This is a genomic window from Ruegeria sp. BG8, assembly GCF_056538325.1.
In genome coordinates, this window is sequence record NZ_JBQFSZ010000005.1 from 369294 (window position 1) to 384259 (window position 14966).

General features: G+C 57.3%; 15 protein-coding genes. All 15 read left to right on the top strand.

Annotated elements, in window-relative coordinates; genetic code table 11:
• The first annotated feature begins 81 nt into the window (after positions 1–81).
• The 15 genes from ACR0DG_RS13035 (at position 82) to gloA2 (ending at position 14844) form a co-directional block, all read left to right on the top strand.
• Positions 82–1083: a Gfo/Idh/MocA family protein gene (locus tag ACR0DG_RS13035; protein ID WP_480696661.1), complete on the top strand. Its 1002-nt coding sequence runs from the start codon at positions 82–84 to the stop codon at positions 1081–1083.
• Positions 1084–1087: 4 nt separating this feature from the next.
• Positions 1088–2659 (top strand): acyl CoA:acetate/3-ketoacid CoA transferase, encoded by a 1572-nt coding sequence (locus tag ACR0DG_RS13040; protein WP_480696659.1) that lies wholly within the window; start codon positions 1088–1090, stop codon positions 2657–2659.
• The gene (locus tag ACR0DG_RS13045; protein WP_480696657.1) at positions 2656–3423 is read left to right on the top strand and encodes an enoyl-CoA hydratase/isomerase family protein; all 768 of its coding nucleotides are present in this window, start codon (positions 2656–2658) and stop codon (positions 3421–3423) included. Before ACR0DG_RS13040 ends, ACR0DG_RS13045 begins: the two co-directional genes overlap by 4 nt.
• Positions 3424–3427: 4 nt before the next feature.
• Positions 3428–4945: an aldehyde dehydrogenase family protein gene (locus tag ACR0DG_RS13050; RefSeq protein WP_480696655.1), complete on the top strand. Its 1518-nt coding sequence runs from the start codon at positions 3428–3430 to the stop codon at positions 4943–4945.
• A gap of 43 nt (positions 4946–4988) precedes the next feature.
• The gene (locus ACR0DG_RS13055; protein ID WP_480696653.1) at positions 4989–6230 is read left to right on the top strand and encodes an ABC transporter substrate-binding protein; all 1242 of its coding nucleotides are present in this window, start codon (positions 4989–4991) and stop codon (positions 6228–6230) included.
• A 74-nt stretch (positions 6231–6304) separates the two neighbouring features.
• Positions 6305–7198 carry a carbohydrate ABC transporter permease gene (locus ACR0DG_RS13060; protein ID WP_480696651.1) on the top strand — a complete coding sequence of 298 codons (894 nt, stop codon included), beginning with the start codon at positions 6305–6307 and terminating at the stop codon, positions 7196–7198.
• Entirely contained in the window at positions 7198–8079 is an 882-nt protein-coding gene (locus ACR0DG_RS13065) for a carbohydrate ABC transporter permease (RefSeq protein ID WP_480696649.1), read from the top strand. The genes ACR0DG_RS13060 and ACR0DG_RS13065 overlap by 1 nt, the downstream gene beginning before the upstream one ends.
• A 4-nt stretch (positions 8080–8083) precedes the next feature.
• On the top strand, positions 8084–9199 hold the full coding sequence (locus ACR0DG_RS13070) for an ABC transporter ATP-binding protein (RefSeq protein WP_480696647.1): 1116 nt from the start codon (positions 8084–8086) through the stop codon (positions 9197–9199).
• On the top strand, positions 9199–9456 hold the full coding sequence (locus tag ACR0DG_RS13075) for a hypothetical protein (protein ID WP_480696645.1): 258 nt from the start codon (positions 9199–9201) through the stop codon (positions 9454–9456). The genes ACR0DG_RS13070 and ACR0DG_RS13075 overlap by 1 nt, the downstream gene beginning before the upstream one ends.
• Positions 9453–10214 carry a 3-ketoacyl-ACP reductase gene (locus ACR0DG_RS13080; RefSeq protein WP_480696643.1) on the top strand — a complete coding sequence of 254 codons (762 nt, stop codon included), beginning with the start codon at positions 9453–9455 and terminating at the stop codon, positions 10212–10214. The genes ACR0DG_RS13075 and ACR0DG_RS13080 overlap by 4 nt, the downstream gene beginning before the upstream one ends.
• Before the next feature lie 13 nt (positions 10215–10227).
• Entirely contained in the window at positions 10228–11814 is a 1587-nt protein-coding gene (locus ACR0DG_RS13085) for a GMC family oxidoreductase (RefSeq protein ID WP_480696641.1), read from the top strand.
• A gap of 8 nt (positions 11815–11822) precedes the next feature.
• Positions 11823–12983: a dihydrodipicolinate synthase family protein gene (locus ACR0DG_RS13090; protein WP_480696639.1), complete on the top strand. Its 1161-nt coding sequence runs from the start codon at positions 11823–11825 to the stop codon at positions 12981–12983.
• Between the two features lie 8 nt (positions 12984–12991).
• Positions 12992–13990 carry a LacI family DNA-binding transcriptional regulator gene (locus ACR0DG_RS13095; RefSeq protein ID WP_480696637.1) on the top strand — a complete coding sequence of 333 codons (999 nt, stop codon included), beginning with the start codon at positions 12992–12994 and terminating at the stop codon, positions 13988–13990.
• A 129-nt stretch (positions 13991–14119) separates the two neighbouring features.
• Positions 14120–14428, top strand: a complete 309-nt coding sequence (locus tag ACR0DG_RS13100; RefSeq protein WP_480696635.1) for a Dabb family protein — start codon at positions 14120–14122, stop codon at positions 14426–14428.
• Between the two features lie 2 nt (positions 14429–14430).
• Entirely contained in the window at positions 14431–14844 is a 414-nt protein-coding gene (gene gloA2 / locus ACR0DG_RS13105) for an SMU1112c/YaeR family gloxylase I-like metalloprotein (RefSeq protein ID WP_480696634.1), read from the top strand.
• Positions 14845–14966: the final 122 nt, after the last annotated feature.

Here is a 14966-nt window from a genome sequence, read left to right on the forward strand (position 1 = left end):
AACACCGCCAGTCGGGTGTTGACTATTTAGAACGTTCCAATTAACACATTTGGAACGTTCTAATTTCGGGGAGGGGACGACATGAGGTGGGGCTTGATCGGCGCAAGTACGGTCGCATCGCAGCATATGATTGCGGCCATCCGTGCGCAGTCCTCTCATCAGATTGCCACCGTCCTCAGTTCGGACGAGAAACGCGGCGCGGCCTATGCGTCTGAGCATGGCATCGACCACAGCACCACGGACCTAAAGGGGCTGCTGGCAGACCCTTCGATTGACGCCGTGTATATCTCGACAACGAATGAGTTGCATCTGCCGCAGGCGATGGCTGCGATTGAGGCCGGCAAGCACGTGCTGTGCGAAAAACCTCTTGCGATGACGCTGAGTGATGCCAAGGACATGGTCGATGCGGCCAGCGCAAAGGGCGTGTTGCTGGCGACCAACCATCATCTGCGCAACGCGGGGTCGCACCTGAAAATCCGCGAACTGGCAACCGATGGAGCCATCGGAACAGTTCAGGCGGTGCGGGTGGCGCATGCGGTTTACCTGCCACCCTTCCTGCAAGGCTGGCGCATCAACAACCCGGCTGCGGGGGGTGGCGTCATCCCCGATATCGTCGTGCATGACGCGGACACGGTGCGATTCCTGTTGGGGGAAGACCCTCAGACAGTCACGGCGATGGAACGATCCGAGAGCATGGGGCAGGGGGTTGAAGATACCTGTATGTCCGTCTGGCGGATGCCATCGGGCGTTTTGGTCCAGACCCACGAAGGGTTTACGATCCGCCATGCTCAGACCTCGTTCGAGGTGCACGGGACTGAGGGTTCGATCATTGCACGCAATGTAATGACGCAGCAGCCGGTGGGTCAGATAACCCTGCGCAAGGATGGCGAAGAGCGGGACGTGCCTTTCTCTGATCACAATCTCTATGTCCGGTCTGTCGCTAAATTCGCGGCGGCTGTGGCGGGCGAGGGCGAACCCGCCGCATCTGGTGTGGACGGTGTCAAATCGCTGGCCGTAGCGTTGGCTGTAAAAGAGTCTGCCTCAACCGGTCGCGCGGTTGATGTCGACTATGGGGGGCTCTGAGCTGATGTCCAAGTTTACATCTGTTTCGGATGCTGTCGCCGCCATTCAGGATGGAGCGGTTGTTACGGTCTCGTCTTCGTCTGGGCTGGGGTGCCCGGATATGCTTTTGCGCGCCATCGGAGAGCGGTTCGAAGCCGAAGGTCATCCGCGCAACCTGACGACGCTGCACCCGATTGCAGCGGGCGATATGTATGGGATCAAGGGGATCGACCATATCGCCAAAGATGGGCTCTTGGCCCGTGTATTGGCGGGTAGCTACCCGTCCGGCCCATCCTCGCTTGAGATGCCCGCGATCTGGAAGATGATCGTCGAGGACCGTGTCGAGGCTTATAATATTCCCTCCGGTATCCTGTTTGATATGCACCGTGATGTGGCCGCCCACCGGCCCGGCGTGCTGACACAGGTCGGCCTTGAGACTTTTGTTGATCCGATCCGCGAAGGGTGTGCGATGAACGCGGTCGCTGCGGCAAAACCCATCGTCGAACGGAGGGAATTCAACGATCAAACCTGGCTGTATTTTCCAAATGTCATTCCAGATGTCGCAATCCTGCGGGCGACCACCGCTGACGAAAATGGAAACCTGACCTATGAGCACGAAGGCGCATATCTGGGTGGGCTCGAGCAAGCCATCGCAGTGCGCAATCATGGTGGTTTGGTGATTGCTCAGGTCAAACGTCTGACCAAGGCCGGGTCTTTGAACCCGCATGACGTACGGGTCCCCGGTCATCTGGTTGATATGGTGGTTGTGGACCCGGGTCAGATGCAAACCACGCAGACGCTGCATGATCCGGCAATCTCGGGCGAGATTTCGCGGCCTATGGACAGCTTTACGATCCCCGAACTGTCGGTGGAAAAGGTCATGGCCCGCCGCGCGGCGATGGAGCTGAAGCGGGGCCAGACTGCGAACCTGGGTTTTGGTATTTCGGCGATGGTTCCGCGCATCCTTCTGGAAGAAGGCCATGCCGGGGCCGTTACATGGGCCATTGAACAGGGTGCAGTGGGGGGTGTCCCGCTAACTGGGTTTGCCTTTGGCTGTGCCTCGAACGCAGACGGCTATGTGCCCAGTCCCCAGCAGTTCATCTACTTTCAGGGTGGCGGGTTCGACGTTTCCTTCTTGTCGTTTATGGAGGTGGACGTAGAGGGCAACGTAAATGTCTCAAAACTGGGTAAGAAGCCTTACCTGACAGCAGGGTGTGGCGGTTTCGTTGATATCGTCTCTCACGCCCGAAAACTGGTCTTTTCAGGGTTTTTTGAAGCGGGCGCACAGTTCGAAATCAACGATGACGGGTTGACGATCACCAAGCCGGGCAAATTCACCAAGATGGTAGAAGCGGTTGAACACGTGACCTTCGCTGGCAACCGTGCACGTGAACTGCAACAGGACGTCATCTACATCACGGAACGCTGTGTCATCCGCCTGACCGATGATGGGCTGAAGGCCATAGAAATCATGCCGGGCATTGATCCTGATCGCGATATTGTTGCGGCGTCTGGCGGGCGTGTCACCATCGCCGAAAACGCCACCCTCATGCCGTTAAGCTTGTTGCGCGACGCCCCCATGGGGTTGGCGCTATGAGCGATGTTGTGCTGGATATCCACGGCACCACTGCGGTGCTTCGGCTGGATAACGAGGCCAAGCTGAACGCGTTGGATATTCCGATGCTGCACCGTCTCGAAGACTATTTGCGCGACCTTGATCTTCGTGACGACATCCGGGCTGTGATTGTGACTGGCACCGGACCCAAAGCGTTTTGTACAGGCGCTGATATCCTCGCCTGGGGCCCCTTACCTCCCGCGGGCTTTGCCCGTTCCTGGGTGCGGGACGGTCATCGTATTTTTGACCGTCTCGCACGTTTGTCAAAGCCCACGATAGGTGCGTTAAACGGGCACACGATGGGCGGCGGGCTGGAATTGGCCGCAGCCTGTGACATTCGGGTCATGGCCCCGAAAGGGCGCATTGCGCTGCCCGAGGCCGGGGTGGGCATTGCCCCAGGCTGGTCCGGCACGCAACGCCTGATGCGTTTGTTGCCGGAACCCGTCGTCAAGGAAATGGCTCTGTTTGGCCGCCAGATCCCGGCGGACCGCGCGCAGGCGCTTGGCTTCGTGGCTGAGGTGACGGAAACCCCCTTGGAACGCGCGCTGGAACTGGCAGACAAGGTTGCCACGCTATCGCCGCGCTCCACCGAAATCACAAAGAACATGATCCATGCCGGGGTTGGCGAAGACAGCGCCGCACTGATCGAGGCTTTGGGCGGTGCCGCCATCAGCGCATCCGATGACAGACAAGAAGGGGTGGATGCCTTCCGTGATAAGCGGCCCCCGAATTTCTCAGGACTTTGAAGAGATGAGTGAACACGACCTGACTTTGATTGCAGCCAAAGCGGCACCTGCGGACCCTGTCAACTCGGTTCGGCATCTGATTGCAGGTGACTGGACGGACGGGAATGGCGAGGTCTTCGAACGTCATTCGCCTGCGCACGGAACGCTTGTATCGCGTATTGCCAAAGGGGACGCAGCCGATGCAGAGCGCGCCATCGCGGCCGCGCGCAACGCGTTTGACAGCGGCGTTTGGTCTGACATGTCTGGCAAGGACCGCTCGACCCTTTTGCTGAAGGTTGCCGAGCTGATTGACCGCGAGCGCGCGCGTATCGCCCGGCTTGAAGTGTTGGAAAGTGGCAAACCCATTTCGCAGGCTTTGGCCGAGATCGAAGGCGCGGCGGATATCTGGCGCTACGCGGCAGCGTTGGCTCGCACCCTGCATGGCGACAGCCATAACAGCCTTGGCGCGGACATGCTGGGTGTTGTGCTGAAAGAACCGATTGGCGTGGTTTCGTTGATTACGCCGTGGAATTTCCCGTTCCTGATCGTTAGCCAGAAGGTGCCCTTTGCGCTGGCTGCAGGCTGTACCTGTGTCGTGAAACCCTCGGAACTGACGCCCTCGACCACCGCCATTCTGGGAGAGCTTTTGATCGAGGCCGGATTACCCGCCGGTGTGGTCAACATCGTCAATGGTTTTGGTGATCCGGTCGGGTCAGTCCTGACAACCGACCCGCGGGTGGACATGGTCAGTTTCACCGGGTCGACGGCTGTTGGCAAAGCGATCGAAAAGGCGGCGGGGGACACGCTGAAAAAGGTGTCGTCTGAACTGGGCGGCAAGAACCCGCAGGTTATTTTCCCGGATGCCGATCTGGACAGCGCGGTGGATGCCATTGTGTTCGGCGTCTATTTCAACGCAGGCGAATGCTGCAACTCTGGCAGTCGGATCATTGTACATGAGGATATCGCGCGTGAGGTTACAGATCGCGTGGTTGCCCTGTCGCGCAAGGTGCCATTTGGCGATCCGCTGGATCCTGAAACCAAGGTTGGTGCGATCATCCACGATGGGCATCAGGCAAAGATCGACGGTTACGTGCAAGAGGCACGCGCCGCTGGCGCAACGATAGACCTCGGCGGTGCACCGATCACAATCGACGGCTTGCCCGGGGCGTTTTACGGGCCCACCGTCGTATCTGGCCTGACCCCGGACATGCCGATCGCCCGGGAAGAGGTGTTCGGCCCGGTTTTGTCGGTTTTGACATTCAAAACACTGGACGAAGCCATCGCTCTGGTGAACGATGCCAATTACGGCTTGTCAGCCGGTGTCTGGAGCGAAAACGTACACACCTGTCTTGCCTTCGCGCGGCGGGCGCAAGCAGGGACGATCTGGACGAATACTTGGATGGATGGCTTTGCCGAACTACCGTTTGGTGGGGTCAAAGAAAGCGGACAGGGACGGGAGTTGGGCCGTTACGGCCTTGAGGAGTTTCTGGAAGTGAAGACTGTGCAAATGCGGATTGGCCGCACGCGCACCAATTGGATCTAGCCCCGAAAGAGGGTCGATAATACGCAATAAGGGAGGAAACCAAATGCGTAAATTTGTTCTGAAAGCGACGACAGCGCTGGCGCTGACGGCCGGTGCCGCATCTGCCGCCGAAGTCGAGGTTCTACACTGGTGGACGTCGGGTGGTGAAGCGGCTGCTTTGAACGTTCTGAAAGGTGACCTTGAAGGTCAGGGTATCGGTTGGCAGGACATGCCTGTCGCTGGTGGCGGTGGTGAAAGCGCGATGACAGTTTTGCGTGCACGCGTCACAGCCGGTAACGCACCGACAGCTGTGCAAATGCTGGGTTTTGACATTCAGGATTGGGCTGCAGAAGGTGCTTTGGCGGACCTGAACGCCGTTGCTGCCCAGGAAGGCTGGGATGAGGTGGTGCCGGATGCGCTGAAAGCGTTTGCCAAGCATGATGGAAAGTGGATCTCAGCGCCGGTTAACGTGCACTCGACAAACTGGGTATGGGCCAACAAGGCGGTTCTGGATGCAAACGGCATCGCGCCTCCGACGTCATGGGAAGAATTCGAAGCAGCCGTAAACACCTTGAAAGAGGCTGGAGTCACCCCGATCGCACATGGTGGTCAGGCGTGGCAGGATGCAACTGTTTTTGACGCGGTGGTCATGTCCACAATGGGTCCCGAAGGTTACAAAGCTGCCTTCATCGATCTGGACGAAGAAGCGCTGGGTTCGGATGGCATGAAGAAGTCGTTTGAACGTATGGCGTTTATTCGTGACAACGTGGACGAGAACTTCTCGGGCCGCGATTGGAACCTTGCGACTGCAATGGTCATCAATGGCGAAGCAGGCTTCCAGATGATGGGCGACTGGGCCAAGGGTGAATTCCTGAACGCGGGTAAGGTTCCTGGCGAAGACTTTCTGTGCTTCCGCTTCCCCGGCACTGCGGATCAGGTGACATTCAACGCCGACCAATTCGCGATGTTTGACCAGGGTGGTACGGTTTCAACCGAGCAGGCAGCACTTGCCAGCGCGATCCTGTCGCCGTCGTTCCAGTCGGCTTTCAACGTCGTCAAGGGCTCGGTTCCAGCCCGTACCGATGTCAGCGATGCCGACTTTGACGCCTGTGGTAAGCAGGGGATGAAAGATCTGGCTGCGGCTGCCGCGTCGGGCAACCTGTTTGGATCCATGGCGCATGGCCACTCGGCCCCGGCCTCGGTCAAAAACGCGATCTATGATGTCGTTACAGCGCATTTCAACGGCGAGTACGACAGCGAAACAGCAGTGACCGAACTGGTCGACGCGGTCTCGATCGCAAAATAACGGCCTTGCACCGGGGCGGAGGTTAAGCCCGCCCCGGTACACCGTTCCCTTTGTCCCAATCCAAGAGGCAGCTCATGTCGATTCCGGCTGAGGCGGATTTCAAAACCCGTCTGCAAAACTGGATACCCAAATTGGTTCTGTCCCCATCATTGGCGATGGTGCTGATATTCGTGTACGGGTTCATCCTGTTCACAGTGTATCTGTCCTTCACTGACAGCCGGATCCTGCCGACCTACGGCATGGTTGGGTTCGAAAACTACGACAAGCTTTTCCGGCTGAGCCATTGGAGCATCGCGATCACCAACCTTGGGGTTTTCGCTTCGCTCTACATCATAATCTGTTGCGTGATCGGATTGGGCCTGGCGATTTTTCTGGATCAGAAGATCCGGGTCGAAGGCGGTTTGCGCACTATTTACCTCTATCCCATGGCGCTGAGCTTTATCGTAACGGGCACCGCGTGGAAATGGATGCTGGACCCCGGGATCGGTATCGAAAACACGATGCATGTCTGGGGTTTCACGGAATTCCAGTTCAATTGGATCAAGAACAGGGATTTCGCGATCTACACGGTGGTGCTTGCCGCCGTTTGGCAAACCAGCGGTTTTGTAATGGCCATGTTCCTGGCTGGTTTACGTGGGATCGACAATGAAATTCTGAAGGCGGCTCAGATGGATGGGGCGTCGAACTGGAACCTCTATCGTCGCATCATCATTCCGCAACTGCGGCCTGCCTTCCTGTCGGCTTTTGTGATCCTCAGTCACCTGGCGATCAAAAGCTATGACCTTGTAATCGCGTTGACCGGTGGCGGCCCCGGCCGAGCGACCGAGTTGCCCGCGACCTTCATGTATTCCTACACGTTCACGCGTAACCAGATGGGGATCGGGGCCGCCTCGGCTGTGATCATGCTGATGACGATCGCCGCCATCATGATCCCGTACCTGTATGCCGAATTGCGGGAGAAGAAGTAATGTCTGTCGCAACACAAGATACCGCAATCAAAACAGGGCGCGTCACGCGCACGCTGATCTACGTCACCCTGTTGGTCTTTGCGCTGTTCTACCTGCTGCCGCTATTTGTAATGGTCATCAATTCGCTCAAACCCCTGAGCGAGATTACAGGCGGCAACATCATCGCCTTGCCCGAGGTCTGGACGGTCGAGGCATGGAAGAAAGCCTGGTCCGAAGCTCAGGTAGGCGTGAACCAAACCGGGCTCAAGCCGTATTTCTGGAACTCGATCAAGATGGTGGTTCCTGCGGTTGTGCTCTCAACAGCTTTGGGGGCCTTGAACGGTTATGTTCTGACCAAATGGCGCTTCCGTGGGGATACGATCCTGTTTGGTTTGATGCTGTTTGCATGCTTCATTCCGTTTCAAATCGTGCTGATCCCGATGGCACGTGTTCTGGGCCTGATCGGCCTGGCAGGATCCACATGGGGGCTGGTGCTGGTGCATCTGGTCTATGGTGTTGGCTTTACGACGCTGTATTTCCGCAACTACTACGCGGCCTTTCCAACGGAATTGGTGCGTGCAGCTCAGATCGATGGGGCGGGCTTTTTCCAGATTTTCTGGCGCATCCTGTTGCCATCGTCCGGGCCGATTATCGTGGTCAGCGTGATCTGGCAGTTCACCAACATCTGGAACGACTTCCTGTTCGGTGCCTCTTTTGCAGATTTCGACAGTCAGCCCATGACCGTTGCACTGAACAACCTCGTGCAGTCTTCAACGGGGGTCAAGGAATACAACGTGCACTTTGCCGGTGCGATCCTTGCCGCCCTTCCCACTCTTCTCGTCTATGTCGTCGCTGGCCGCTATTTCGTACGCGGTTTGATGGCAGGCTCTGTCAAAGGTTGATCCCATGGGTTTTCTTGATATCGACAACGCAACCAAATCCTACGGCGCGGTTGAGGTTCTGCACAAAGTGGACATCGCCGTTGAAGAGGGTGAGTTTCTTGTCCTCGTCGGTCCGTCGGGCTGTGGCAAGTCCACCTTGCTGAACATGATCGCGGGGCTGGAAGAGATCACCAGTGGTGAAATCCGCATCAAGGATCAGGTGATGAACGGGGTGCACCCGTCGAACCGCAACATCGCGATGGTGTTCCAGTCCTATGCTCTCTATCCCAACATGACCGTTGGGCAGAATATCACCTTCGGTCTGGAAATGCACGGTGTCCCAAAACCCGAGCGTGAGAAGGCCATGGCAGACGTTGCCAAGCTGCTGCAGATCGAGCAGTTGCTGGATCGCAAGCCCGGGCAGCTGTCCGGTGGTCAGCGTCAGCGGGTGGCCATGGGCCGTGCTCTGGTGCGTGACCCGGATGTGTTCCTGTTTGACGAGCCGCTCTCGAACCTTGATGCCAAGCTGCGCGTGGACATGCGGACCGAGATTAAAAAGCTGCACCAAAAACTGGGTACAACCATCGTCTATGTGACCCATGACCAGATTGAGGCACTGACCCTGTCGACCCGGATCGCGGTTATGAACGGCGGTTATGTTCAGCAGTTGGGTACGCCCAAGGAGATCTACGACACACCTGCCAACCTGTTTGTAGCGACGTTCATGGGCTCGCCTTCCATGAACCTGATCGAGGTTAAGCTGCGTTCGGAAAGCAACGCGCTATACGCGGATACAGTGAACTCGGCCGGGGAAAAGATCAGTCTGGCCGTCTCGGACCCATCCCCTAATCAACTGGCCTATGATGGCCAATCGGTCATCTTGGGCGTCCGGCCCGAAGCGTTAACAGACGTAGAGGGGGCTGATCAGACATCGCGGCACGTTGAACAGGTGCAATCCAATGTCGATGTGATCGAGCCTGCAGGCTCTGACACGTTCGTTGCGACGACCATTGGAGGCGCAGAATGCGTGGCCCGTATGCGCGCCGATACCGACGTCGTGGTTGGGCAGAACACGACCTTTGCGGTCAACATGGAAAAGGTTGTTCTCTTCGATAAGAATTCCGAAGAGCGGATCATGTAATGCGCTCGAATTTGGGGATCATTGGAACCGGTATTGAAGGGGCGACCTGTGCGGCCGCCCCTGTACCCTCGGGCACCGGGATCACCTTTTCGGAACGTGGCCATCACCTGGCGGAAAAGCTGGCTTGTGTCTGCGCCGTTTTTTCTGATTTCAAAAATGGAACGTTCCAGAGCAAAGAGATGTTGGTGACACCGACCCTATCAGCGAAGGCATTGCACGTTGCACATCACATCAGACAGAAGGATTTCGCGGCATGACAAAAGTCGCATTGGTCACAGGTGGGCAACGAGGGATTGGGCTGGGTATCTGCAAAGCCCTGATCGAGTCCGGCTACCGTGTGGCGATTGCCTCGTCCTCTGGCGAAGACAGCGCGGCAGCGGTTGAGGCGGTGTCGGGACTGGGCACTGGAAACGCGCTGTATTTTCAACACGACCTTCGGGACGTCACAGCGATTGAGGGGTTGCTGGATTGCGTCGAAGATGCCTTTGGCCCGCTGACAACGCTGATTTCAAACGCTGGCGTTCCAGCCAAGGTCCGCGGCGACATGCTGGATATCACACCTGAAAACTTTCAGTTCGTGATGGATGTGAACCTTTCTGGTGCATTTTTTCTGGCGCAGGCCTGCGCTAAACGCATGCTGTCGCAAACTCACGGTCCCTACAGATCAATACAGTTCGTGACATCCGTGTCGGCTGAGATGGTTTCGATCGAACGCGCCGAATACTGCATGTCCAAATCCGGTGCTGCAATGATGGCAAAGCTGTTCGCGGCGCGATTGGCGGAAGAGGGGATCGGGGTGTTCGAACTCCGCCCCGGGATCATCGCCACAGATATGACCGCTGGCGTCAAAGATAAGTACACAGTGCGGATCCAGGACGGCCTTGTTCCAGCCAGGCGCTGGGGTGCGCCTGATGACATTGCTGAGGTCGTGGTGCCCCTTGCCGAGGGTCAGATGAAGTTTGCCAACGGTGCCGTTATCCCGGTTGACGGCGGCCTTTCTATCCATCGTTTGTGAGGGGCGCGCTGCTATGACCATTGGATATGATTTTATCATCGTAGGTGGCGGTTCCGCCGGTTGTGCGTTGGCTGCACGCCTGTCGGAAAACCCTGATGTGCGCGTGCTGCTGCTTGAGGCGGGGGGCAGCGACAGGCATCCATTCTACCACCTGCCTGCAGGCTTTGCGAAGATGACCAAGGGCATTGGGTCCTGGGGCTGGGAAACCGTCCCGCAACGCCACATGCAAAACCGAGTGTTCAACTATACGCAGGCCAAGGTCATTGGCGGCGGATCGGCCATAAACGCGCAGATTTACACGCGTGGCAACGCTCAGGACTATGACGAATGGCGTCAGATGGGGTGCGAGGGCTGGTCTTACGAGGATGTTCTACCCTATTTCCGGCGGGCCGAGGATAACGACACCTACAACAACAAATACCACGGGCAGGGCGGTCCGCTTGGGGTTTCGCAACCGTCAGCCCCTCTGCCGATTTGCGAGGCCTATTTTGAGGCCGCCGGTCAGCTGGGCATCCCAAGAAACGAGGACATCAACGCCGAAAAACAAGACGGCGTCTGTTTCTATCAGTTGAACCAAAGAAATGCCCGCAGGTCTTCGGCGGCAATGGCCTATCTTGCACCGATCCGCGGACGTGCAAACCTGACCCGTAAACTAGGCGCGCAGGTCGCCCGGATCGTCGTGGAAGACGGTGTTGCCAAAGGGGTGCAGTTGACGGATGGCACGACGCTGCATGCGGATAAAGAGGTGATCCTGTCCAGCGGCGCAATCGGCACGCCGCGCCTGTTGCAATTGTCGGGGATTGGTCCGGCCGATCATCTGCGCGGGCTGGGGATCGACGTTGTTTTCGATCAGGCCAATGTGGGTGAAAACCTGCAGGACCACCTTGATCTCTACTGCATCGCCGAAGTGACAGGGCCGCATACCTATGACCGCTACGCCAAGTTGCACATGAGCGCGATTGCCGGTGTTCAGTACTTGCTGTCCCGCACAGGCCCGGTCGCGTCCAGCCTGTTCGAAACCGGTGGGTTCTGGTACGCGGACCCCGACGCGCGTTCGCCTGATATTCAGTTCCATCTGGGGCTGGGAACCGGCATCGAAAAAGGGGTTGAGGCGATGCCCAATGGCGGTGTTACCCTGAATTCGTGCTATCTGCGGCCAAGATCTCGTGGCACCGTACGCCTGCAAAGCGCGGATCCGGCCAAGGCACCACTGTTGGACCCCAATTACCTGCAAGACCCGCAGGATCGTGAGATGTCGATCCGTGGCTTGAAATTGACGCAGGAAATCCTGTCGCAAAGCGCCCTTGCGCCCTATGTCAAAGCCATCCGGTTGCCGGGGCCGGACGTGCAGACGGATGAGGAGTATTTCAACCACATCTGTGAACACTCCAAAACTTCACACCACTGCGCGGGCACATGCCGGATGGGCGTGGATGACGGGGCCGTTGTCGACCCACGTCTGCGATTTAACGGGATCGAACGCCTGCGTGTGGTTGATAACTCGATCATGCCGACGGTCGTGTCGTCCAACACCAATGCCGCTGCGATCATGATTGGCGAAAAGGCCAGCGACATGATCCGCGAAGATCATTCTTTCTGAGGAAAACCATGCTGTTACCAACCTATGCCGGGACCATCGAAGACTATACGCCGCAGGGTGATCCGCTGATCCCCCGTGCGCCCAAACAGCCGTTTTCCCGCACCGCCTTTGCGGCGGCCCATATTGTGTCCGACCCGTTGACCGAACGCGACCCTTGGGTCGGGCGGCCCTCGGTGGATTGGGAAAACACCCTGAAGTTTCGCCATTACCTGTGGGATCAGGGTTTGGGTTTGGCCGAGGCGATGGACACCGCACAGCGCGGAATGGGCACCGATTGGGCCACGGCAAAGGAACTGATCGAACGCACGATGGTCGAGGCCAAGGCCCATCCCCTGTCACCACGTGTGGCATCGGGTGCGGGCACGGACCATATCCCGTTGGAGGAATTGATCGACGCAGATGCGATCATCGCAGCCTATGAAACACAGATGGAAGCGGTTGAGGCCGCAGGTTCTCAGGTCATTTTGATGGCTACACGCGCGCTGCCTGCGATCGGTGCGGATGCGGCGACATATAAGGCTGTCTATGACCGGCTTCTGTCTCAGGCACAGGCCCCGGTGATCCTGCATTGGCTGGGGGATATGTTCGATCCCGCTCTGACCGGGTATTGGGGCAGTTCTGACATTGCATTGGCCTCTGACGCGGTGCTTGCGATCATCAACGACAATCAAGACAAGGTGGACGGGATCAAGATCTCACTTCTGGACGAAGCGCATGAGGTTGCCTTCCGCGCCCGCCTGTCCGAGGGCGTGCGTTTGTACACTGGCGATGACTTCAACTATGCCTCGTTGATACAAGGGGACGGCAAAAGGCATTCGCACGCTTTGTTGGGTGCGTTCGCGGCGATTTCGCCCGCAGCAGCACAAGCCCTTGAAGCGCTGACCCAAGGCGATGCGGATACCTTTAACGCATTGCTGGCCCCGACCGTTCCACTGAGCCGAGAGATCTTTAAGGCCCCCACAAGGTATTACAAAGCTGGTATCGCGTTCTTGGCCTGGCTGAACGGTGCACAAAGCCATTTTATCATGCCCGGCGGTTTTCAGTCGTCGCGGGAAATCACGCATTACGCCGAGGTGTTCCGCCTGGCCGATCAGGCACGGGTTCTGAGTGATCCGGAACTGGCACAAAGCCGGATGAAGCTCTTGTTGGCTGTGCACGGGATCGAATAGTAAGCGGCATGAAAAAACGCCCCACGATCATAGATGTCGCCCGCGCCGCCGGAGTTTCCAAATCCACCGTTTCGCTGGTTTTGCAAAAAAGCCCGGTGGTCAAACCTGACACGCGCGACAAGGTCCTGAATGTCATAAAAGAGATCGGCTATGTCTACAACCGTGGGGCGGCAGGCATGCGCGGGTCGAATGCGGGCTTGGTCGGTTTGATGATCAACGATCTTCGCAACCCGTACTACACGGAACTGGTGGTCAGCACACAGATGGCGCTGGCCAAACGGGGGTATGCCACGGTTGTCGCGAACTCTAACGAAGACCCGGACCTTCAGGCAGATCTGATTGGCTCAATGCTTGAGCATTCGGTAAACGCGCTGCTGATTGCCCCGGCGCATGGAACCGACATTCGCCAGTTGCAGCGCATATCCGACAGTGGAATTCCGGCAATACAAGTCCTTCGCCGGGTCGAAGATGCGCCGGACTGTATTCCGTTTTTCTCGATGGACTACGAAGCAGGCGGCCATCTTGCCGTCGAACATCTGATCGCCAAAGGGTACAAACGCCTTGCCTTTGTCGGTGGTTTGGAAAACGCAGTCATTACGCTTGAACGCCGCAACGGATACCTTCAAAAAATGAACGCTTTGGGACAGTCGCCACTGCTGTTTCATGGCGCGTCGAGCCGAACCTTTGGTTATCAGACGGCGCAGAATATCGCGAAACACCATCGCGACATCGATGGGATCGTCACCTTCAACGACCTGGTGGCTTTGGGAATGATCGCCGGTTTTGCCGAGGCAAACATCAAGCCCGGGCTTGATATTGGCCTTGTGGGCTTTGATGACATCGAGGAGGCATCAGAATGCTATCCCGCGCTTTCAACGGTTGCCTGCGATGTCAGCGGGTTTGGAAACAAGGCGGCTGACATGCTGCTGAAGTGGTTGGAGAACGGCGAACATCCGGGCAACCCTCCGCGCGTTCCGGTCGAACTGATCGCCCGCAGTACAAGTTGAGTGGGGGCTCGTGATTGCAGTGAAAACCTATTTTCGAACTCTCTTTGACGCGCGGGCCGCATCGGGGCTGGCCCTGATCGAAGTCCATGCGTTCTCCACCGTTCTCATTCACAGCAACAAGGAAACCCAATGATACTACACTGTGTGTTCTGCAACTTCCGTCATGACGTTCCAAAGCTGGACCGTTTCGCGGTTATGAAAGCGCTACAAGAGCTATGTACTGAGTTCGAGGGCGTGATCGCCTTTGAATACGGCACGAACCTGGATTTCGAGAAAAAATCGCAGGATCACGGCGAGGGCTTCATCATTCGTTTTACCGATCCGGCGGCGGTCGAGCTTTATGCCAACGATCCGCGTCATCAAAGGTTGGGCGGGCAGCTTTGCGACCTGTGCGTCGGTGGGGCCGACGGCATCATTGTCTACGACCTAGAAGTTTAACGATGGTTGCCGCGCGCCCAACCCTGTCCGGTTTACACCACGTCGCGATCATCGCGTCGGATTACGAGCGATCCAAACGGTTCTATGTGGATGTTCTGGGTTTGCGCATCGTGGCTGAGAACCACCGAGCTGAGCGTGATTCATGGAAGCTGGACCTGGCTTTGCCCTGCGGCACGCAGATTGAGCTTTTCTCGTTTCCCGACGCCCCTGCGCGGGTCAGCAGACCCGAAGCTGCAGGCCTAAGACATCTGGCGTTGCGGGTTGACGATATTGACGCTTGGGTCGCCTATCTAGCCTACCATTGCGTCCCCTGTGAGTTTATACGAGTTGACCCACATACTAAAGCAATATTCACATTTCTTACCGATCCGGACGGCTTACCGTTGGAGTTATATGAGGTGAAGACAAACCTTTAACGGGCTTGCTGTCTTCAACTTCCCTTGTTCTAATTTGGAGTTTGCGCAACCTCTTGAGGGGTCAAGCGGATGCGAAAGAGCTGTTTTTTAGAAGCGCAGATCACCGGAAAAAACCTAAGAAC